Genomic DNA, 19,682 nt, shown 5'->3' with positions numbered 1-19,682 from the left:
CTCGAAACCCCGGGGACCCAGACAGGCGCATGGGCTGCGGGGGTTTCGAGACGGTTGCTGCGCAACCTCCTCAACCACCGATGCTCTCTCGAAACCCCTGTGGACAAAGGCGAAACACTGTTACCAGACCGTGACCCCAGACCCCCGATATCCACAGGAAGTCAGGGCCTGACTGTCGGTGGTCCCTGGTTGAGTGATGCGTATGGCGACCAGCACGCACAACCCACCACGACACGTGATCTCCCGTGCCGTGGTGTCGATGCGAGCCCAGGTCGCCGACCTCACCGACGCCAGCGTCTGGTCGATGGACCGCGACGAAACCGCATCAACTCTCGTGGCCTGCACCGAGCTCGAAGCCATGGTCACCGAGCTGAAGCTCCGCGTCGCCGCGCACGCCGACGAAGCCGCCGTGGGCGAGTCCTCCGGTGCGACCTCAACCGCGGTGTGGTGGGCGCACGCCACCAACCAGACCCGGCGCGACGCGATCCGGCAGATGGGTCTCGCCGCCGCGTTGAGTGCTGGTCACGAACCGGTCCGGGTCGCTCTCGCCGCCGGTGATCTCGTGGTGGAGCAGGCGCAGGTCATCGTGGCCGCGGTCGAGCAGCTCCCCGCCGACCTCGACACCGGGTTGGTCGAGCAGGCGGAGCGTCACCTGGTCGCCGAAGCCGCCCACCACGACGCGAGGACGCTGCGGATCCTGGGGCGGCGGCTGTTCGAGGTCATCGCCCCCGAGGAGGCCGACGAACGCGAAGCGAAACTGCTGGAACGCGAAGAACGCGCGGCCCAGGAGTCGCTCCGGTTCACGATGGCCGAGGACGGCCACGGACGGGTGCACGGCCGGTTCACCCTCGACGCCCTCACCGGCGCCATGCTCAAGAAAGCACTCCTCGCGATCGCCGCACCCAAGCACCAAGCCACCCAGGGCCCCCTCGGTGAGCGACGACCGGGACCTGAACGCATGGGCCGGGCGTTCGCCGAGCTCATCCAGCGCTACCCCGTCGACCAGCTCCCGAACACGGGCGGCCTCAACGCCACCGTGGTCGTGACCATGACCCTCGAGACCCTGGAGGGCCGCCTGCAGGCCGCCCACCTGGACACCGGCGAACACCTCTCCCCCGGACTCGCCCGACGCCTGGCCTGCGAAGCCGGCATCATCCCCGCCGTCCTCGGCGGACCCTCCGAGGTGTTGGACGTCGGCCGCAAGACCCGCTTCCACACCACCCCCATGCGCATCGCCATGGCCCTCCGAGACCAGGGCTGCACCGCCACCGGCTGCGACTGGCCACCCGGACTCTGCCACGCCCACCACGACCACCCCTGGTCGAAGGGCGGAGGCACCAGCGCCAAGGACGGCAGGCTGCTGTGCCCCAAACACCACACCCGCGCCCACGACCCGTCGTTCACCACCACCCAGCAACCAGACGGGAAGATCAGCTTCACCCGACGCATATAGGCCGACCTACCGCCGCCCCGTTGCCGGCCTGTCGGCGCGCCACCCGAGGCCGCCTGCAGCCCACCGGGAGCGGTCAGGAGTTCCAGTGCCGCAGGACCGGCGACTCGCGCTCGTAGGCGAGGACGGAGATGGTGGCGGTGTCCAGCTGGAGGTGCCGGCCGCTGACGACCTCCAGGCCGAGCCACCGGGCGGCGAGCGCCCGCAGGGAGTGGCCGTGGCCGAAGGCGAGGGTCGCGCCCTCGACCGCGTGCACGCGCTCGATGACCCGGTCGAGGCGGGCGGAGACCTGCTCGGCCGTCTCGCCTCCGGGCGTCGGGTGCGTCCAGATCGTCCAGCCCGGGTCGGTCTCGCGGATCTCGTCGGTCGTGATGCCCTCGTAGTCGCCGTAGGCCCACTCGGCGAGGTCGTCGTCGACCTCCGCGTCGGGGTAGCCGGTCAGCTCCGCCGTACGGCGGGCCCGCAGCCGGGGGCTGGTCAGCACCAGCGCGAAGTGCTCGCCGGCGAGCCGCTCGCGCAGGGCGACCGCGACCTCCTCACCCTCGGGCAGCAGCGGGACGTCGGTGGTCGAGGTGTGCCGGCCGTCGGCGCTCCACCGGGTCTTGCCGTGCCGGACCAGCCAGAGCTCGTTCACCCCGCCATTCAAACAGCAGCCCGTGCTCAGTCGTCGGCGAGGACGACCACCCGGTCGCCGGGCAGCACCCGGAACGTCTCCGACTTGGCCGGGTTCACGCGGACGCCGAACGACACGTCGCCCTCCGCGAGCGACTCGGACTTGTAGCCGATCGCGGTCTCGTTGCGCCGGATCGCGCCGGCCACGATCGTCGCGAAGCTGACCTCGGCGCCCGGCTCGACGTACCACTCGGCGGGGCGCAGGTAGATCTCGCTCCCCTCGTTGCCGAGCAGCTGGCCGAACACCGCCTCGAGGCGGTGGTCCTCGGAGAGCTGGGTGACCAGCAGGCTGACGATCTCGCCGCTGACGACCACGTCGTCGACGTGGGCGACCTGGGCCAGCACCCGGTTGCGGTCGTCGAGCATCTCGCTGACGACCGGCGTCGGTGAGTCGTAGCGGGACAAGATGTCGCGCACGTGCAGGAGCGTCACCAACGTGCGGGCGTCGGCCGCCTGCGGCTCGAGGTCGTCGGAGTAGCAGAGCACGATCACCTGGTCGAGGCCTGCGAGCACGTGCTCCTCGAGCGTGGCCCGGTCGGTCGTCGGACCCGGCGCGACGGTGACCTCGAGGTTGCGCAGGCCGGGCACGGCCGGGACGCCGAACGACGTGAGCACGGTGAGGCTCGATCCCGGGGGCGCGTAGTGGTCGAGCTCACGGAGCACGATCGGCGCCCGCTCGTTCCAGCCGATCAGCAGTGCCTGGGTCGGGTGCTCCTCCTCCCCGGCCCCGGTCCCGAGCTGGTCGAGGTCGGGCACGGTCACGGAGTTCGGCTCGCCGGCCAGCGCCGAGTCGTCCTCGGCGACCACGATGAGCGTGTGCCCGTCGATCCGGGTGTCGGGCAGCGGGTTGAGCTCGGGTCCGTCCGGCGAGATCAGGCCGATGACCGAGGCCTCCTCGAAGGCCTGCAACACCTCGCCGTACGTCTTGCCGTCCAGGGAGTGCTCTTCGAGGAAGTAGATCTCGTCGCCGTCGTAGTCGAACAGCTCGGTGTAGACGGCCGCGGCGCCCGACTGGCGCGAGGTCTGTACGACGAGCTTGGCCACCGTCTCCCGGATGTCGAGCAGCACCGTCCGGTCGGCTCCGACCAGGCGGGCGGCCTCGAGGTTCGTGGGGTTGCGGATCTCGGCGACGATGCGGGGCGTCTCGGCGCCGCCGTGCGTCAGCGCGAGCAGGGTCTTGATGACCTCGCTGTCGGGGTCCTGGGAGCCCTCCGGGGCGAGCAGGATCACCGAGCGGGCGCTCTGGTGGCTGCTCAGCGCGAGGTCGTCGAGATCCATCGGCGAGCCGGACCGGCAGATGACGCGGGTGCCGCGGAAGTCGTCGACCTTGGCCCGCAGGTCCTCCTCCATCTCGACCTTGTCGCGGTCGGCGAGGATCACGACCACCGGCTTGCGGCGGCTCTCGTTGGCGACGGTCAGCTCGCGCACGATCGTGAAGATCGAGTCCGACCACCCGAGGATCACGGTGTGGTCCTTCTCGAGGACGATCGACCGGCCGCGCCGCAGGTCGGCGAGCTTGGTGTCGATGCCCGCTGCGATCACACCGATCAGGGCGCTGACGACGAACAGGCCGCCGATGGTCAGCACCAGCATGGTGAGCTTGAAGTCCCAGCCGCCGCCGTCGCCGCCGATCGTGCCCGGGTCGAGAGCGTGCAGCAGGTTGCCGAACATCGACGTCCCGAAGTCGCCCTGCTGCTGCTTGTTGAGGCCGAAGAGCGTGACGATGACCGAGAAGACCAGGATCAGCACCAGCGTGACGACACACAGCCAGGCGATCAGCGCCGGCGTCCCCCGCGCCATGCTGTTGTCGAAGCGGTAGCGCAGGCGGTCGCCCAGCCCGGACTTCGGCGTCGTGGCCGGCCGAACAGGGCCGGACCCCGCCGTCTTCGGCTGAGCCATCGCCTTCGCCGTCCGCTGCCGCATCTGCTGGCCCGTGCGTGCCATCGTCCCCTACTCTCCGCGCGACGCTCGCGCTGGGTGAATGCTCCCGCACGGCGGCCACCGGGACACGGCTTTTGGACGGACCGGAGCCCGACCCGGGGCACCCGTGCCACGATGCCGCCCATGGACATCTCCCGGGCCCGCGTCGCCGTGGCGGCCGGCTTCCTCACCCAGGGACTGATCCTCCTCAGCCTGACGACCCGGCTGCCGGAGTTCACCGACAAGTGGGACCTCTCCGACGCCACCCTGTCGCTGATCCTCCTGATGATGATCCTGCTCGCCGGCGCCGGTTCGGTGGCCGCCGAGGCACTCGCCAAGCGCCGCGACAGCGCCTCGCTGCTGCGCGCCGGCCTGGTGGTCGTCGCGATCGGCGTCCCGGTGCTCTGCACCGCACAGTCCGCTGCGATGTTCGTGGCCGGGATCGGCGTCTACGGCTTCGGCCTGGGCGTCGTCGACGCCACCACCAACATGCAGGCGGTCGCGCTCGAGCACCGGTACGACCGCCCGATCCTGCCGTCCTTCCACGGCGCCTGGACTCTCGGCGGCGTGATCGGCGCCAGCGTCACCCTCGCCACCACCGACCTGCCCCTGGCGGCGACCGCCGCGGTCGCGGTGATCCCCCTGGCCGTCGCCTTCGGGCCGCTGCTCCCGCGCGACCACGGCCCGACGGAGCTGGCCACGCAGGTCGCCGTGCCGTGGCGTCCGATCCTGCTGGTCGGCCTCGGGATGGTGCTCTTCTACATGGTCGACACGGCCGTCCAGACCTGGGGACCGCTGTTCCTCGACCACACCTTCGCCACCCCCGAGCGATACGTCGCGCTCGCGGCCCTGCCCTACCTCCTGGCCAGCGGGCTGGTCCGGATGGCCGGCGACGGCATCGTGGCGCGGTACGGCGCGGTCCCCGTGCTGCGGGTCGGCGCCCTGATGGGCGCCGCGGCCCTCGCCGTCGTGGTCTTCTCCCCCACCTGGCAGGTCGCGGTCGTGGGCTTCACGGTCCTCGGCGCCGGCGTCGCGGTGGTCGCGCCGCTGAGCTTCTCCGCGGCCGCGAAGATCGCGGGCGGCGAGGGGTTCGACCCGGCTGTGCGGCAGGCGCGGGTCGACGCGGTCATCGCCCGCTTCAACCAGTTCAACTACGTCGGCGCGCTGCTCGGCTCGGTGCTCACCGGCCTGGTCGGCTCGGGCTCGCTGCGGATCGGCTTCGCCGTACCGATGATCCTGGTGCTCGGCATCATCCCGCTCGCCCCCGCCTTCGCGGCCAAGGTCGGGGTCGGTGCACCCCGGCCGTCAGCCTCCTGACCGGCCGGACGCACACCCGGAGCAGGACTCCGGCCGGTGACGTCCCTCGGGACCAGCCCGGACGAACAGGTCTCGCACGCTCGCTGGTGCTCGCTGCCCGAGCACCGACCTAGGTCTGGGGGCCGCTCCAGTTCTTGTCCGGCTGCGGCACCGGGCGGCCGGGCTGCTCGCCGCCGCGCGACTCGAGGTAGCTGTTCTTCGGCACCATCACCTTGCGCCGGAAGATGCACACGACCTTGCCGTCCTGGTTGTAGCCGATGGTCTCGACGTACACGACGCCCCGGTCGTCCTTGCTCTTGCTCTCGGTCTTGTCGAGCACGGTGGTCTCGCCGTAGAGCGTGTCGCCGTGGAACGTCGGCGCCACGTGGCGCAGCGACTCGACCTCGAGGTTGGCGATCGCCTTGCCGGAGATGTCGGGCACCGACATGCCGAGCAGGATCGAGTAGACGTAGTTCCCGACCACGACGTTCTTCCCGAACTGCGTGGTCTCCTCGGCGTAGTTCGCGTCGAGGTGCAGGGGGTGGTGGTTCATCGTGAGCAGGCAGAACAGGTGGTCGTCGTACTCGGTGACCGTCTTGCCGGGCCAGTGCTTGTACGTCGCGCCGACCTCGAACTCTTCATAGCTTCGACCGAATTGCATGCGCCCATGCTGCCCGTACTCACGTGGGACCGGAACCGGCACGCACCCAATCGGGTGCGTGCCATTTGTCACGACCCGCCGCCGCCGGCCTTCCGGCGGTGCAGCTTCGGTGCCCCACCGACGACCTCGGAACCGTGGGCCTTCTCCTTGAGCGGGCCGTCCTCGTGGACGCCCTTCTCCCGGGAGTTCTTCCGGTCGAGGGCCTCGCGCATCTTCGCCTTGAGGTCGTCGTTGGCGTTCGATTCGGTCATCGTTCCTCCTGGTGCGGTCGAACGGGGACAGTCCACCCAGCCTTGCACGCCGGACAACCGATCCGCCACGCAGTTCGTCCGCAGGGCCCTCAGCTCGGCACGTTCGGCGTCGGGCTGCCCGTGGGGGTGGGCGTCGGGGTCGGCGTCGGGGTGGGCGTCGGCGTGGTCGGGCAGTCCGGCGGCGTGATCACCGGCGGCAGCTCGGCCTGGGTGATGATCATCGGGTGGTCCGTCGACTTGCGGACCTTCGCGCTGCGGAAGGCCTCGTAGCCGGTGAAGGTCGTCTCGGGCGAGCCGAAGATCCAGTCGATGTACGTCGGCCGGGTCGGACCGCAGCTGCCGCCCTCGTTGTAGCCGCCGTTCGCCGCGAGCATGTCGGTCCCGGCCGTCATCCGGCAGAAGTACTCGTCGCGCTCGTTCATGTCACCGGTGACGAAGACCGGCAGCCCGCTCGAGGTCCGCAGGCGGTTGACCATGGCGATCTCGAGGTCGGTGGCCTGGTCGCGCCACTTCTCCGCCTTGCCACGAGCGTCGGCGGGGTTGTGGAAGGACGAGTAGTAGACCTGCTGGCCGGTCTGGATGTTGCGCAGCAGGACGACCGGCATCCGCAGGATCGTGCCGTGGAAGTACGGGATCTTGACCCAGCTGCCGCTCACCAGCTCCCACTGGTCGAGGCGCCAGGCGACCGAGTTGCGCATGCCCTTCTTGCCCCAGAGCAGCCCGGGGTAGGTGCCGAACTCGTCGCCGAGCTCGGCGACGAAGGTCTGGTACTGCGGGTACTGGAACTCCTGAAGCCCGATCACGTCGACGCTCTTGGCCTGGATCACCTGGGTCAGCCACTTCATCCGCTGCGCGCCGGTGGCCCAGCCGTGCTTGTTGCCACCCGCGTCGGTGTGGTCGGCACCGAGCACGTTGAGCGAGCTCGCGGTGAACCGGGTGGGGACGCCGGGCGTGGTCGGTGGCGGTGTCGTCGTCGGGGAGGGCGACGTGCCGGCCTTGCCCTCCGCCAGGCGCGCTCCGTCGTCGGGTGAGCCGCTGCCGGCGAGGCGCAGGGCACCGGCGCCGAGGACGATGCCCAGGAGCAGGGCCGCGACGACGGTCAGGCGGGCACGGGAACGGGGGTCGGACAGCATCGGGTCCTCCGGGGAAGGCGGCGATGGCACCCGACCACCACCTGTGGTGACAGGAGCACTCTAGCGTCACTCCCGTCACACACGCCCCATTCCCGGAGGCGCGCGCGTCAGCCGGCGGGCCTCAGCGGAGCTGGTAGTCCTTCAGCAGGCTGCGGCCGATGATCATCTTCTGGATGTCGGAGGTGCCCTCGCCGATGAGCATGAACGCCGCCTCGCGGTAGAGGCGCTCGATCTCGTACTCCTTGGAGTAGCCGTAGCCGCCGTGGATCCGGAAGGAGTCCTGGACCACCTCGTTGCAGTACTCCGCGGCCACCATCTTCGCCATCCCGGCCTCGACGTCGTTGCGCTCGCCGCGGTCCTTGATCCGCGCCGCGCGCACCATCATCGCGTGGGAGGTCTCGACCTTGGTCGCCATCTCCGCGAGCCGGAAGAGGATCGCCTGGTGCTCGGCGATCGGCTTGCCGAAGGTCTCGCGCTGCTGGGCGTAGGCGATACCGAGCTCGAAGGCGCGGTTGGCGATGCCGACCGCGCGGGCCGCCACGTTGACGCGGCCGACCTCGACGCCGTCCATCATCTGGTAGAAGCCCTTGCCCGGCTCACCGCCGAGGATCTGCTCGGCGGAGATCTGGTGGCCCTCGAAGACGGCCTCGGTCGTGTCGACGCCCTTGTAGCCCATCTTGTCGATCTTGCCGGGGATGGTCAGGCCCGGCGCGGTCTCGCCGTACCCGACCTCCTTCTCCACCAGGAAGGTCGTCATGTTCTTGTAGACCGAGTCGGCGCCCTCGTCGGTCTTGACCAGCACCGCGATCAGGTTCGACGTGCCACCGTTGGTCAGCCACATCTTCTGGCCGTCGATCGTGTAGTTGCCGTCGTCGCCCTTCACGGCCTTGGTCCGGATGGCCGCGACGTCGGAGCCCAGCGACGGCTCCGACATCGAGAAGGAGCCCCGGATCTCGCCGGTCGCCATCTTCGGGAGGTACTTCTGCTTCTGCTCCTCCGTGCCGTGCTGCATCAGCATGTACGCCACGATGAAGTGGGTGTTGATCACGCCCGAGACGCTCATCCAGCCGCGCGCGATCTCCTCGACGCACAAGGCGTAGGTCAGCAGCGACTCCCCCAGGCCGTCGTACTCCTCGGGGATCATCAGCCCGAAGATGCCCAGCTCCTTGAGCCCGTCGACGATCTCCTGCGGATACTCGTCCGCGTGCTCCAGCTCGGTCGCGACCGGCAGGATCTTCTCCTCGACGAAGGTCCGCACCGCCTTCAGGATCTCGCTCTGGTCCTCGCTCAGGCCCTCGGTCTCACACAGGCGACCCATGACGTCCTCTCGATCGGCGGCATCCCGCTCCCGCAGGAGCGAACTCGCCAGTAACTTACTTGGTCCTGCGGCTCTTCGAGTACGTGAGATCGCGCACGGCGTGCGCGAGCCCGCGGACGGCGGCCTCCAGCTGCTGCTCGACCGAGACCGCGGCGGGCTGGACACCGGCCACGGGGTACGACGTCAGCTCGTCGAGGTCACCCACCACCGGGCAGCCGAGCCTGCGCAGGGCCGCGATCTGGGCGGCGGAGCGTTCGTAGACCCACGGCTCGTCGAGCCCGAGGGTCGGCTCGTCGGCGCGGTGCCGGGCCATCCCCTGCTTGGCGAGCACCCGCTTCACCTTCTGGTGGTAGGCGCTCCGGGCGAGCGGGTCTCCGGCGAGCTCCTCGTTGAGGGCGCGCAGGACCATCGTCGAGGCGAGCCCCAGCGAGGGGTTGGCGGGCACGTCCTGGCTGCACGACGCCGGGTCGACGCCGAGCAGACCGGCGTACCGGTTCCAGAGCAGGTCGCGCGGGGCGCCCTTCGGCGGGGCCGTCAGGACCACGACGTTCTCCGCGCCGACGACGTCGGCCCAGCGCCGGGCCATGGACGCGACTCCCTGCTGGCGCCAGAAGGAGTCACCGACCGGGTCGCCGCGCTTCTGGGCGCGCACCGCGCGCAGGTAGTCCTCCCAGGTGGTCTTGCCGCCGTTTTGGACCGACTCCTGCCACATGCTCGGGATGGTCCGGGCCAGGTCGCGGGCCGTGAACACCACGGTGACCCGGCTCTCGCCCAGCGAGGCGACGATCTGCTCGATCTTGGTGGCCTTGCGGGCGCCGAAGAACTCGACCGAGAAGAGCGCGGTCTGCGGCCACTCCTCGATCTCACGGACGATCCGCGACCAGGGCCCGTCGGGCGACAGGGCGGGCTGCTTCTCCCCGCCGTGCTCGATCGCGTCCTGGGCGGCGGTGATCTGGTCGCGCCACCGACGACCCACGAAGCTGACGCCCTGGGCGCGCAGCGGCTCGCGGTTGGCCGACACGACGTTCTGCAGGAAGGTCGTGCCGGACTTCATCGTCCCGACGTGCAGGACCACCCGCTCGGCCACGCGATCAGTCGCTCTCCCAGTACGCGCCCGAGAACCTCAGCGGGTCGGGCTGCGTCGCGCGAGCCCCGGTCCGCGCCGCGGGGGCCGTCTGCTCGCAGTTCGGCGGGGTCGGGTAGTAGCCCGGACCGGGGCTGGCGCCGACCGGCCGGGACCGCTGGTTCCAGATGAAGTCGAAGTTCTTGTTCCACTGCTTGACCAGGTTGGGGCCCTGCGCCCGCAGGATCAGCTCGTCGCCGCTGATGCCCGACGGGGTCCAGTTGCTCGAGCCGGTGAAGACGTACGACGCGGAGCGGTCGTCGCCGTAGTGGCCGGAGATCGTCAGGTACTTCTGGTGGCTGTACATGTCGACCTCGTGCAGCTCGTCGCAGTCGGTGTTGTAGCCGTCGGCGTGCCGAGGGGCCTCGCCACGGGGCGTGCTGCGGCCGAGGACGTCCTTCATGCCGGAGCCGCCCAGTGCCCACATCACCCGGACGTCGCAGCCCTGGGCGTAGAGGTTGCGCAGCCGGCGCGCGATGTAGGTGCCGCGCTCGCCGTTCCAGGAGTGCATCGAGACCCGGATCTTGGTCCGGCCGGAGGTGCCGGTGCCGTCGTTGGCCCCCTGGCACTGGACCGGGCGCAGGATGTCCATCATCGGGTCGTTCTTGATCGTGTTGCGGGGGTGCGGCATGACCCAGAGCTGGTAACCCGGGATCTCCTTGTGCTCGTAGGGCCGGACGGCCTGCTTGTCCTTCTTCAGCTCCCAGAAGAGCTTGAGCATCATCCGGTAGTAGTCCGGGTCGTCGGCCTTGATCAGCAGGTCGTTGAACTGGTGGATCGCGGCGTTGCCGGTGAGGTTCGCCGACCCGGTCATCACGACGTCCTTCGCGCCACCCGTGTGCTCGAAGAGGTAGATCTTGTCGTGCAGGACGCCCTGGTGGCTGCGGCAGCCGGTCTTGCAGGTGTAGTCCCAGCTCTGGTGGCCGCGGTTGGTGCCGAGCCCGCGCTTCAGCATCTTCATCGCGGTCGTGTACTGGTGGTCGTTGTGCAGGACCTGCACCTGGACGCCGCGCTTGTGAGCGTTGAGGAGGGCCTGGGCGACGTTCACGCGGTCGAACGAGTAGACCGCGATCTGGATCTTCGAGCCCTTCCGCGCGTGCTGGATCGCCGAGACGATCTGCTTCTCGATGCGGAACTTGGACTCCGTCGGGCCCCAGGGGTCGTTGAAGTGCCCACCGGTGTCGGGCATCCACGGCGTCTTGTCGCCGGAGCCGGCCGACGCATCGGAGCCGTCACCGGCCTGAGCCGGGACCACAGCCGCCATCAGGGAACCCGTCAGCGCCAGAGCACCGAGCAGCGCCACGAGCTTCGCCCTCACACCCACACCCTTCGTCCTACCCACAGCTGCGAACGACCTCGCGCCAACGACCTCTGCTCGCCGACACGCACCCGAGAATGAACCGGTCACGAGGCGGGTGCTGTCTTCGTCGAGCGACGCGCACGTCGAGAGGTCGTGCCCCCGGACATCTCACGAACGTCGGCGAGCATAACAGCGACCAGCTTGCCGGCGGCATCGACGAGTTCCGCGTCGGAGACCGAGCTCACCAGTCGCTGCGCGGGCAGCTCGTCCGGGACGAGGAGGGCGTCCAGGTCCCCGACGACGTCGTACCCGCGGCGCCTGATCAGCCGCACCGCCCGCTCCGAGCGCTGCCGGCAGTCGGCGACGAGGTCGTCGTCGAGCCCGAACGGCTCGCCCGGCTGGCCGGCCAGCTTCTCCTCGGCCAGGTAGCCGCGGATCCACCGGCCCCGGTCGGTCGGGCCCCGGAAGGCCTCGAGCTCGCCGTTGACCCGGCGCAGCAGCTCGACCTGGACGACGCCGAGCGACTGGTTGGCGGCCCGCTCCGGCAGCGGGTAGTCCGACGTCAGCCCGATCACGCCGGCGAAGTTGCGCCAGTGCCGGTCGGCCGGCTCGCCCTTCCGCGGCATCGGCAAGACGTGCACGCGCTCCGGGGGGACGACGTCGCCCCAGCGCTTGAGGACCCCGTGCAGGTCCCAGGTGCGCCAGCTGAACTCCGACCCGGCGCCCTTGCGGTGCGGGATCTCGTCGAGCCGCGCGGTGCCGCCGTTCTTCACCATCTCCTGCCAGCCGGCGGCGAGCATCCCGGCGGCGTGCCGGGCGGTGACGACGACGTGCACCTCCGCCGGGGCCAGCTCGGCGACCAGGCGCTGGGCCTGCTCGCGAGACGCGCCGCAGAAGAACTCGTGGGTGATCAGGCCGGTGCCGGTCGCCGCCGCGAGCTCGTCGCGCAGCCGCGCCCACGCACCGGCGGCACGCGGGCTGCGCCTGCGGAGGTTCTTGCGCTCCTGGAGGTCGAGGGCGGCCCAGAGGTGCTCGCGGTGGCCGACCCCCGGGAGCAGCACGCCGTCGCGCCGGACGACGTCCCGGTTGTCCCACAGCACGCCCTGGAGGTACGTCGTGCCGGTCTTCGGCAGACCGATGTGGACGAAGACCCGGTCGGCCACGACCTCAGAGGCTCTCTTGGTACTTGACCAGCGTCTCCCGCAGCGCCGCCTCGTCACCACGCGAGAGCGGCACGAGCAGGTCCGTCACGATGTCGGTGAGCTCGGCGAGCCGCAGGTTCAGCTGACGGCACTCCTGCACCTCGGCCTCGAGGGCCGCGACCCGCTTGCGGAGGTCGTTCGTCGCCGGGGCCTTCAGCCGCCCCACGATGCTCTTCATTCCCATGTCGCCACCATCCGGCAGATCTTTGCCGGCGACCGGCCGGTCCGGTCGCCACTGGGCAGTCGTACGACGTCGCGCTCGACGATTGTGGCACCCAGGGAGCGCAGCTCCCGGGCGATCATCCGCGACGTGCGGACCTGGGCCTTCTGGCGCTTGGCCAGGTCGCCGTCCCCGCGCTGGACGAGGAACTCGACGTAGAGCCGGCCGCCGTCGTGCAGCACCATCCGCGCCAGCCGCCAGGCGTTCAGGCGGGCCCGGCGGGACACGCCGTCCGCCAGGTGCCGGGCGAGGACGACCCGCGGGCCGCGGTCGGCGGCGAGCAGCGCACCGGTGCCGAGCACCGACCGCAGCTCGAGCAGGTTGCAGACCAGGAAGCGGGCGTCGACGCCCTCGGCGGTGGCCTCCGCCTCGGCGCGCTCGAATCCCTTGCGCACGAAGTCCAGGCCGGTCGCCGGCGTGCCCTGCCGGGCGAACCACAGCACGTCGGTGCCGGTGCCGCAGCCGAGGTCGACCACCGGGGTCGCGGGGTCCTCCCGGCTCGCTGCCCAGCGAGCCAGCTCGCTGGGCTCGGCGGCCGGGCCGGGCCGGCGGGCGTAGACGCGGTCCCAGAGCGGGCGGCGGACGCGGATGCCGCGGAACCAGCCGTCGAAGCGGCGATGGGTCGAGCGGGGGGTCGCGAAGTGGAAGGCCGGGTCCGGCACCCGCCACGACTTCCCGTAGGTCGCCGCCAGGAACCGGTCGGTGTCGGCCGGCACGGGGAACGCGCGACCCTCGAGCGAGGCGGTGCCGAGCGGGGTGACCCACTCCCGCTTGAACGGGGTGCGGATCTCGCCCATCAGGTGGAGGTACCCGTCGCGCATGAAGCCGCCGAACACGTCGAGCCCGCGCACGACGCCGTCGCTCTCGACCACGTCGACCTTGAACGCGAGCGCGGAGTAGCGAGTGATCCGGTAGCCCATCTCCACCAGCGCCCGCTGGACGTGGAAGGACTCGCGGATCGCGTCGACGGGGTGCTCGTGCTTGCTGACGTAGCCGAGGTCGGCGTCGCTGTCGTGGCCGATCAGCCCGCCGTCGCGCACCGCGCCGAGCAGCGTGCCGTAGGCGAGGAACGCCTGGATACCGGCCCTGTCGAGCCCCGTGAGCACGTGGTCGATGGCGTCGAGGAGCGGGCGGACGTGCTGCTCGCTGCGGGTGTCGAAGGTCTGCACCAGCCTCAGTGACTTGTCGAGGCTGAGCGGCTGGCCGGCGGCGTTGACGACGGCGATCCGGTCGGTGCCGTCGCGGAAGGTCACCTCCTCCTCGAACACGACCTGCTGCGTCTCGTGGACGGTCAGCGAGAGCCGCGTGGTGCCGGAGAGGAAGCGCTGGAGGCTCTGGGGCCACGGCACGAGCCAGGTGTGCGGCACCGACGTGCGCCGGCCGTCGCGGTGCAGCCAGAACGAGTGGATCCGGCGGCCGTCGAAGGAGACGTCGAGGACCACCTCGCGGCGGGACCGGGCGGTGATCCCCTCCGCGTCGACCGAGACGGAGGAGACCTGGGCGCCGGGCCGAGGGAACAGTCGCCTCACAGGCGTCGGTCTCCTGAAGTCGGTGCGGTCATTCGGACGGGTCATCGTAACCAGGCACCCGCGCCGCACCCGCGCCGGTCAGGCCGAGGATGGCGGCTCCCGCGCCTCCGTCAGGCGTGGTCCCACATCCAGGCGAACCGGTCGGCGTACCGCTGCGCGTCCGCCGGGTCGTTGATCTGGACGATCAGGTCGTCGCGCTTCGCGGCCTTGTCGCTCCAGTTCTGGGACCCCGTCCAGGCACGCACGGTGTCGAGGTCGTCGCCGAAGGCACCGTCGACGATCAGCACCTTCTGGTGGGTGCGGATGCCGGGCGTGTGGCCCTTGCGGAGCTGGGCGCCGTTGTTCGTCAGGATCGACCGCACGGCGGCGCCCATGCCGGTGCCGTAGAAGACCTGGACCCGGCAGCCCGCCTCGCGCAGCCGGACGACCTGCCAGGCGATCCGCTTGCCGCGCTCCTCCCCCCACGCGTGGGTGCTGATGAAGATGTCGGTCGCGACGACCTCGTCGGGTGTCTTGCTGTCGGGGTCGAGCTCGCCCATCGTCACCTCGCACCGGACCTTGGCCAGGGCGTCGGCGATCGGGTCGGTGTCGACCTTCAGGTCGAGCGGGGTCATCCGGATGTCGGCCGCCGCGGTCGCCTTGTGGAGGTACGCCCGGGCCACGGGCCGGTCGTCCTTGAGCTGGCCGAACCAGCGGCCGTAGGCCCGGAAGTACGGCTTGTCGCCGACCCGCGTGTAGAGGTCGTTCCACTGGTCGAGCGCGTTGTACTGCGTCAGGTTGACCGAGCCGACCATGGTGACCCACCTGGCGGCGCCGGCCCTCGTGAACGAGAAGTACTTGGCATGCATCTGCCCCTTCTCGCCGCGACAGCTGTTCTGGCAGATGACAACGTACGACGCCTTGGTGGTGTCGGTGCCGATCCCGTCGCGGAGCCGGGCCATCGCCGGGTAGACGTTCTCGCCGGCGAAGACCAGCTTCACGATCACGCCGCGGTGGTAGGCCGCCAGCAGCGCGTCGGCGGTCCGTGGGTCGCCGAACGAGAAGACCGCCATCCGGATGGTCGAGCCGCTCGGGGCGCTGTTGGTCGTGCGGATGACCTGCCGGAGCAGCTTGCGCTGCTGCGCCGGCGTCCCGGTCGGGTTGTTGAAGTTCGGCCCCGCCGGAGGTAGGTAGCCGCTGACCCGGGCTGTCGGCTTCGCGGCGGGCGCTCCGGGCGCCGACGAGGCCGGGGACCCCGCTCCGGGGACCAGCGCGACGGCGGCCAGCAGGGCGCCGGCGAGCATCGCCGTACGCGCGCGACGGAGGATGGGACGGACAGTCGGGACGCTCACGAGACGGCTCCTTGCCGGGGTGGACTGTTCACCATTGTCACACCAGCACCGCGAGCCACAACCCCTCCGCGGGCGGGAACCCGTCAGCGGCCGAGCTCGGGAAGGGCCGGGATCATCGCGTCGGACATCACGAACGGGTGGTCCGTGGCCCGCGGGACGACCCCGGCCTTGGTGCTGAGGAAGCCCGAGAAGACGATGCCCGTGGAGCCGAAGATCCAGTCGACGTCCATGTCCGGCGGCGGCGCGCACCCGGGTCCGACCGAGCCGCCGTTGGCCGCCGTCATCGCGCCGGAGGCGGTCATCTTGCAGAACGCCTCGTCGCGCTCGTTGAAGTCACCGGTCATCACGACCGGGAAGCCGGCCGCATGCAGGTCGTTGATGTGGTTGATCTCGATCGCCGTGGCGACGTCGCGCCAGCGCTCGTTGTTGCCCCACCGGCCCGTGGTCGCCGGGTTGTGGGTGTTGACGAAGTAGACGTCCTGGCCGGAGGCGAGGTTGCGCAACCGCACGGACGGGATCGGGACCCTGCTGCCGTGGAAGTAGGGGATCTGGATGGTCGACGCGGAGACCAGCTCCCAGGTGTCGGTGCGCCACGCGATCGAGTTGCGGACCGCCCGCGGGTCGCCGCTCAGGCCCGGGTAGACGCCCCACGCGCCGCCGGTCTGGCCGACGAACGAGCGGTACTGCGACTCCTCGAACTCCTGGAGGCCGACCACGTCGACGTCGTAGGTCCGCAGGACGGACACGGCGTACGACATGCGGGTCGGCGCGGACGCCCAGCCGCGCTTGTTGCCGCCGGCTCCGGTGTGGGAGGCGCCCAGCACGTTGAAGGTGCTCACGCGGAACTGGGTCGGGACCTGCTGGACGACCTTCTCGGTCTTGTGCCGCAGCGCCCGGCCGACCTTGCCGACCTTCTGCGGCTTGATCATCGGGGCCCTGATCACCCGCTGGCTCTCGGGGGCCGAGGGACCGCTCGACCGGTCCGCGCTCGCCTGCGGCCTCGTCAGCGCGACGTCGGCCGCCGCGTCCGAGGGGCTGCGGTCCTGGGGATGGAAGATCGCGAGGACCGACACCACGACGCCGAGGATGCCGACCACGGCGATCGTCGCGATCGCCGCGCCGGTGCGCTCGTCGGGATCGCGCGAGTCGGCGTGCTTGGACATGCCTCGCGGTCCTTCCGAGGAGTGGTGAGCGTCGCCAGAGGGCCTCTGAGCTGCTCGAACTCTACCCGAGCAGGGGTGGTCTCAATCACGCCGCCGGCCCCGACCGGACCACCACGGCCGGCGCGCGGCCGGGTCGTGGCCAGGCTCTGCGGAGGACCCATCGGCAGGCGCGGCGGCGACCTGAGAGATCAGCTGGGCCGCGACCTCTGCCGGGTCGTCGACGAGCTCGACCCGGTCCGGTCCCGGGTCGCCGGGCCCGGCCAGGACCGGGGCCAGGTCGGCGGGGTCGCCGTGCAGCCGGTGCCCGGCGGCGAGGACGTCGCTCACCCAGCGGTCGCTGGCCGTCCGCAGCGTGTCCCCCAGGTCGTCGGGCGCGCGCGGCCGCGGCCCGGGGCGCGCGGCCAGCACGCCCTCGGCGTACGCCCGCTTGACGACCCGGTTGTAGGTGGCGGGGTCGAGGCGGCCGCCGGGCGAGGCCGCGAGCCGGGCGTTGACCGCGCGGAGCAGCGCGACCTCGGCGGTGCCGAGCGACGGGTTGGCCGGCGGGGCGGACGAGGCGTCGACCAGGCGCGCGTCGATGCCGGCGGCGTCGGCGAAGCGACGCCAGAGCTCGTCGGCGGGCGCCCCGGGCGGCGGTCCGACCACGAGGTGGGCGCGGTCGGCGGGCAGGCCGGCCGACCAGCGGCGCAGGCAGTCGGCGAAGTCCTGGGCGTGCCAGAAGTGCGGTCGGACACCGCCCGCGTCGGGCCCGGCGTCCGGCCCGGTGTCGGCACGGAGCTGGTCTCGCTCGAACTCGGCGAAGGAGAAGGTCGCGCCGAGCTTCACCTCCTCCTGCCAGTGCGCGGTCGCCTGGCGGCCGAGGTCGCGGGCGGTGACGACGACGTGCACCTCGAGCCCGGCGAGCGGGGCGAGCGCGGCCGCGACCTGGCCGGGGGTCGCACCGGCCAGCACCTCGTGGCTGAGGACCGTCGTACCGGCGAAGCTCCGGGCGCGGTCGCACAGCGCCGCCCAGGTGCCCGCGACCTCGTCCGCGGTCAGGCCGAACTTGGCGTGGCTGCCCCGGATCTCGACGGCCCCGTGGAACATCGCACCGGGCCGGACGAAGGGGTAGAGCACGCCCGCGGTGCGCAGCCGGTCGCGGTTCTCGGCGAGCAGTCCCTGGAGGAAGGTGGTGCCGGTCTTGGGCAGCCCGACGTGGAGGACGACGCGAGGGGGGTGCACCTCTCCAGAATCCGGCACGGGGACATGGTGCCACCGTGCGGGCCGCACACCCCTCCGGCCGGTAGCGTGTGGGGACGTGAGCACCGCCCCTTCCCGCGTCTACGCAGCCCGCCTGGTCGGGCTGCCGATCTTCGACCCCCAGGGGGACCAGGTCGGCAAGGTGCGAGATCTCGTGGTGGCGGTCCGCTCGGAGGTCCAGCAGCCGCGCGTGCTCGGCCTCGTGGCCGAGGTCTTCGGCCGGCGCCGGATCTTCGTGCCGATGACCCGGGTCACGAACATCGACAGCGGGCAGGTCTACACGACCGGCCTGCTGAACATGCGCCGCTTCGAGCAGCGCCCCACCGAGACCCTGGTGATCGGGCAGATGCTCGACAAGACGGTGTTCGTCCCGAGCACCGGGATCACGGGCACGGTCTACGACGTCGCGATGGAGCAGGCCCGCAACCGGGACTGGGTGCTCAGCCGGGTCGCGCTCCAGGAGCCGGCGAAGGCGCTGCGGCGCCGCGGCCAGACCTACGTGTGCGAGTGGCGCGACGTCGAGGGGCTGACCCAGCGCGACGAGACCCAGGGCGCCACCCACCTGATCGCCTCGCTGAACGAGATGCGAGCGGCCGACGCCGCCAACATGATCCACGACCTGCCCCCCGAGCGCCGCCGTGCGGTCGTCGCGGCCCTCGACGACGAACGGCTCGCCGACGTCCTCGAGGAGCTGCCCGAGGAGGACCAGGTCGAGATCCTCGAGCACCTGGACTCCGAGCGCGCCGCCGACGTCCTCGAGGAGATGTCGCCCGACGACGCCGCCGACCTGATGGCCGACCTGCCGCCCGAGACCGCGGCCGCGCTGCTCGAGCTGATGGAGCCCGAGGAGGCCGACGACGTCAAGCGGCTGATGTCGTACGTCGAGAACACCGCCGGCGGCATGATGACCCCCGAGCCGGTGATCCTCGGCCCGGACGCGACGATCGCCGATGCGCTCGCCCACGTGCGCAACCCGGAGCTCACCCCGGCGCTCGCCGCGCTGGTCTACGTCTGCCGCCAGCCGCTCGAGACCCCGACCGGGCGGTTCCTCGGCGTCGCCCACATCCAGCGGCTGCTGCGAGAGCCTCCGTCGACGCTCGTGGCGGGCGTCCTCGACGACTCCATGGACCCGCTGCGGCCCGAGGCGACCATCGACCAGGTGGCCGCCCACCTGGCGACGTACAACCTGGTCGCGGCGCCGGTCGTGGACGACCACGGGCACCTGCTCGGCGCCGTGAGCGTCGACGACCTGCTCGACCACATGCTCCCGGAGAACTGGCGCGACCGGGCGATCCGCTCGACCGACCGGTCGCAGGGGGTGCGCCGTGGCTGAGGGACGTCCGCCCCGCGCCCGCCTGGACACGCCGAAGGAGACCCGGCGCCCGCTGGTCCGGCGCCCGTCCTACGACGCGGACGCCTTCGGCAGCTTCGCCGAGCAGTTCGCGCGCTACATGGGCACCGCCAAGTTCCTGATGTGGATGACGGCGTTTGTGGTGGTCTGGTTCTGCTGGAACCTCCTCGCGCCCGAGGAGATGCGCTGGGACGACTACCCCTTCATCTTCCTGACGCTGATGCTGAGCCTGCAGGCGTCGTACGCCGCACCGCTCATCCTGCTCGCCCAGAATCGGCAGGAGCAGCGCGACAAGGTCGTCGCCGAGCAGGACCGGCAGGCCAACCTCCGCGCCCACGCGGACATGGAGTTCCTGGCTCGCGAGGTGGCGTCGCTGCGGATGGCCGTCGGCGAGGTCGCGACCCGCGACTTCCTCCGCTCGGAGCTGAGGTCGCTGCTCAGCGACCTCGACGAGCGCGCCGAGCTGGCTGAGCGTGCCCAGAGTCACGCGGGCGGCGACGAACCAGAGACACCCAGCGCCTAG

At 71.1% G+C, this 19,682-nt stretch carries 18 protein-coding genes; 4 read left to right on the top strand and 14 right to left on the bottom strand.

What is annotated here, in order from left to right; translation table 11 throughout:
• The first annotated feature begins 202 nt into the window (after window positions 1-202).
• Entirely contained in the window at window positions 203-1,453 is a 1,251-nt protein-coding gene (locus PD653B2_RS13455; RefSeq protein WP_085872898.1) for an HNH endonuclease signature motif containing protein, read from the top strand.
• Window positions 1,454-1,526: 73 nt separating this feature from the next.
• On the opposite strand, the gene PD653B2_RS13450 is transcribed toward PD653B2_RS13455, so the two are convergent.
• Both PD653B2_RS13450 and PD653B2_RS13445 read right to left on the bottom strand, forming a co-directional pair.
• Window positions 1,527-2,084 (bottom strand): histidine phosphatase family protein, encoded by a 558-nt coding sequence (locus tag PD653B2_RS13450; RefSeq protein WP_089503965.1) that lies wholly within the window; start codon window positions 2,082-2,084, stop codon window positions 1,527-1,529.
• A 26-nt stretch (window positions 2,085-2,110) separates the two neighbouring features.
• A complete protein-coding gene (locus PD653B2_RS13445; RefSeq protein WP_085872896.1) occupies window positions 2,111-4,066 on the bottom strand; it encodes a CASTOR/POLLUX-related putative ion channel in 1,956 nt (651 codons plus the stop codon).
• Between the two features lie 120 nt (window positions 4,067-4,186).
• Here PD653B2_RS13445 and PD653B2_RS13440 point away from each other — a divergent pair, with 120 nt between their 5' ends.
• Entirely contained in the window at window positions 4,187-5,359 is a 1,173-nt protein-coding gene (locus PD653B2_RS13440; RefSeq protein ID WP_085872895.1) for an MFS transporter, read from the top strand.
• Between the two features lie 109 nt (window positions 5,360-5,468).
• Here the strand turns inward: PD653B2_RS13440 and PD653B2_RS13435 are convergent, their stop codons facing one another.
• The 12 genes from PD653B2_RS13435 to PD653B2_RS13380 form a co-directional block, all read right to left on the bottom strand.
• Window positions 5,469-5,999 (bottom strand): MaoC family dehydratase, encoded by a 531-nt coding sequence (locus PD653B2_RS13435; protein ID WP_085872894.1) that lies wholly within the window; start codon window positions 5,997-5,999, stop codon window positions 5,469-5,471.
• A gap of 68 nt (window positions 6,000-6,067) precedes the next feature.
• The gene (locus PD653B2_RS13430; RefSeq protein WP_085872893.1) at window positions 6,068-6,250 is read right to left on the bottom strand and encodes a DUF5302 domain-containing protein; all 183 of its coding nucleotides are present in this window, start codon (window positions 6,248-6,250) and stop codon (window positions 6,068-6,070) included.
• A gap of 89 nt (window positions 6,251-6,339) precedes the next feature.
• Window positions 6,340-7,383 (bottom strand): endonuclease/exonuclease/phosphatase family protein, encoded by a 1,044-nt coding sequence (locus tag PD653B2_RS13425; protein ID WP_085872892.1) that lies wholly within the window; start codon window positions 7,381-7,383, stop codon window positions 6,340-6,342.
• A gap of 121 nt (window positions 7,384-7,504) precedes the next feature.
• Window positions 7,505-8,701: an acyl-CoA dehydrogenase family protein gene (locus PD653B2_RS13420; RefSeq protein ID WP_085872891.1), complete on the bottom strand. Its 1,197-nt coding sequence runs from the start codon at window positions 8,699-8,701 to the stop codon at window positions 7,505-7,507.
• Between the two features lie 55 nt (window positions 8,702-8,756).
• Entirely contained in the window at window positions 8,757-9,788 is a 1,032-nt protein-coding gene (locus tag PD653B2_RS13415) for a hypothetical protein (protein WP_085872890.1), read from the bottom strand.
• A 4-nt stretch (window positions 9,789-9,792) separates the two neighbouring features.
• Window positions 9,793-11,142 carry a phospholipase D-like domain-containing protein gene (locus PD653B2_RS13410; RefSeq protein WP_242665276.1) on the bottom strand — a complete coding sequence of 450 codons (1,350 nt, stop codon included), beginning with the start codon at window positions 11,140-11,142 and terminating at the stop codon, window positions 9,793-9,795.
• A gap of 86 nt (window positions 11,143-11,228) precedes the next feature.
• Entirely contained in the window at window positions 11,229-12,287 is a 1,059-nt protein-coding gene (locus PD653B2_RS13405) for a hypothetical protein (RefSeq protein WP_085872889.1), read from the bottom strand.
• A 4-nt stretch (window positions 12,288-12,291) separates the two neighbouring features.
• Complete coding sequence (locus PD653B2_RS13400; RefSeq protein WP_085872888.1) at window positions 12,292-12,510, bottom strand: DUF6752 domain-containing protein; 219 nt, start codon at window positions 12,508-12,510, stop codon at window positions 12,292-12,294.
• Window positions 12,501-14,075 carry a class I SAM-dependent methyltransferase gene (locus PD653B2_RS13395; protein WP_165763466.1) on the bottom strand — a complete coding sequence of 525 codons (1,575 nt, stop codon included), beginning with the start codon at window positions 14,073-14,075 and terminating at the stop codon, window positions 12,501-12,503. The genes PD653B2_RS13400 and PD653B2_RS13395 overlap by 10 nt, the downstream gene beginning before the upstream one ends.
• Before the next feature lie 110 nt (window positions 14,076-14,185).
• Window positions 14,186-15,406, bottom strand: coding sequence for a phospholipase D-like domain-containing protein (locus PD653B2_RS13390; RefSeq protein ID WP_133059022.1), 1,221 nt, complete (start codon window positions 15,404-15,406; stop codon window positions 14,186-14,188).
• A gap of 83 nt (window positions 15,407-15,489) precedes the next feature.
• Window positions 15,490-16,569 (bottom strand): endonuclease/exonuclease/phosphatase family protein, encoded by a 1,080-nt coding sequence (locus tag PD653B2_RS13385; RefSeq protein WP_085872885.1) that lies wholly within the window; start codon window positions 16,567-16,569, stop codon window positions 15,490-15,492.
• An 81-nt stretch (window positions 16,570-16,650) separates the two neighbouring features.
• Window positions 16,651-17,790, bottom strand: a complete 1,140-nt coding sequence (locus PD653B2_RS13380; RefSeq protein ID WP_085872884.1) for a hypothetical protein — start codon at window positions 17,788-17,790, stop codon at window positions 16,651-16,653.
• Window positions 17,791-17,866: 76 nt separating this feature from the next.
• Here PD653B2_RS13380 and PD653B2_RS13375 point away from each other — a divergent pair, with 76 nt between their 5' ends.
• Both PD653B2_RS13375 and PD653B2_RS13370 read left to right on the top strand, forming a co-directional pair.
• Window positions 17,867-19,141: a magnesium transporter MgtE N-terminal domain-containing protein gene (locus tag PD653B2_RS13375; protein ID WP_085872883.1), complete on the top strand. Its 1,275-nt coding sequence runs from the start codon at window positions 17,867-17,869 to the stop codon at window positions 19,139-19,141.
• Entirely contained in the window at window positions 19,134-19,682 is a 549-nt protein-coding gene (locus tag PD653B2_RS13370) for a DUF1003 domain-containing protein (protein ID WP_085872882.1), read from the top strand. The genes PD653B2_RS13375 and PD653B2_RS13370 overlap by 8 nt, the downstream gene beginning before the upstream one ends.

The organism is Nocardioides sp. PD653-B2, assembly GCF_002117935.1.
GTDB lineage: Bacteria > Actinomycetota > Actinomycetes > Propionibacteriales > Nocardioidaceae > Nocardioides.
The sequence above is the reverse complement of the archived record's forward strand: the minus strand, read 5'-3'. Positions and strand labels throughout refer to the sequence as shown.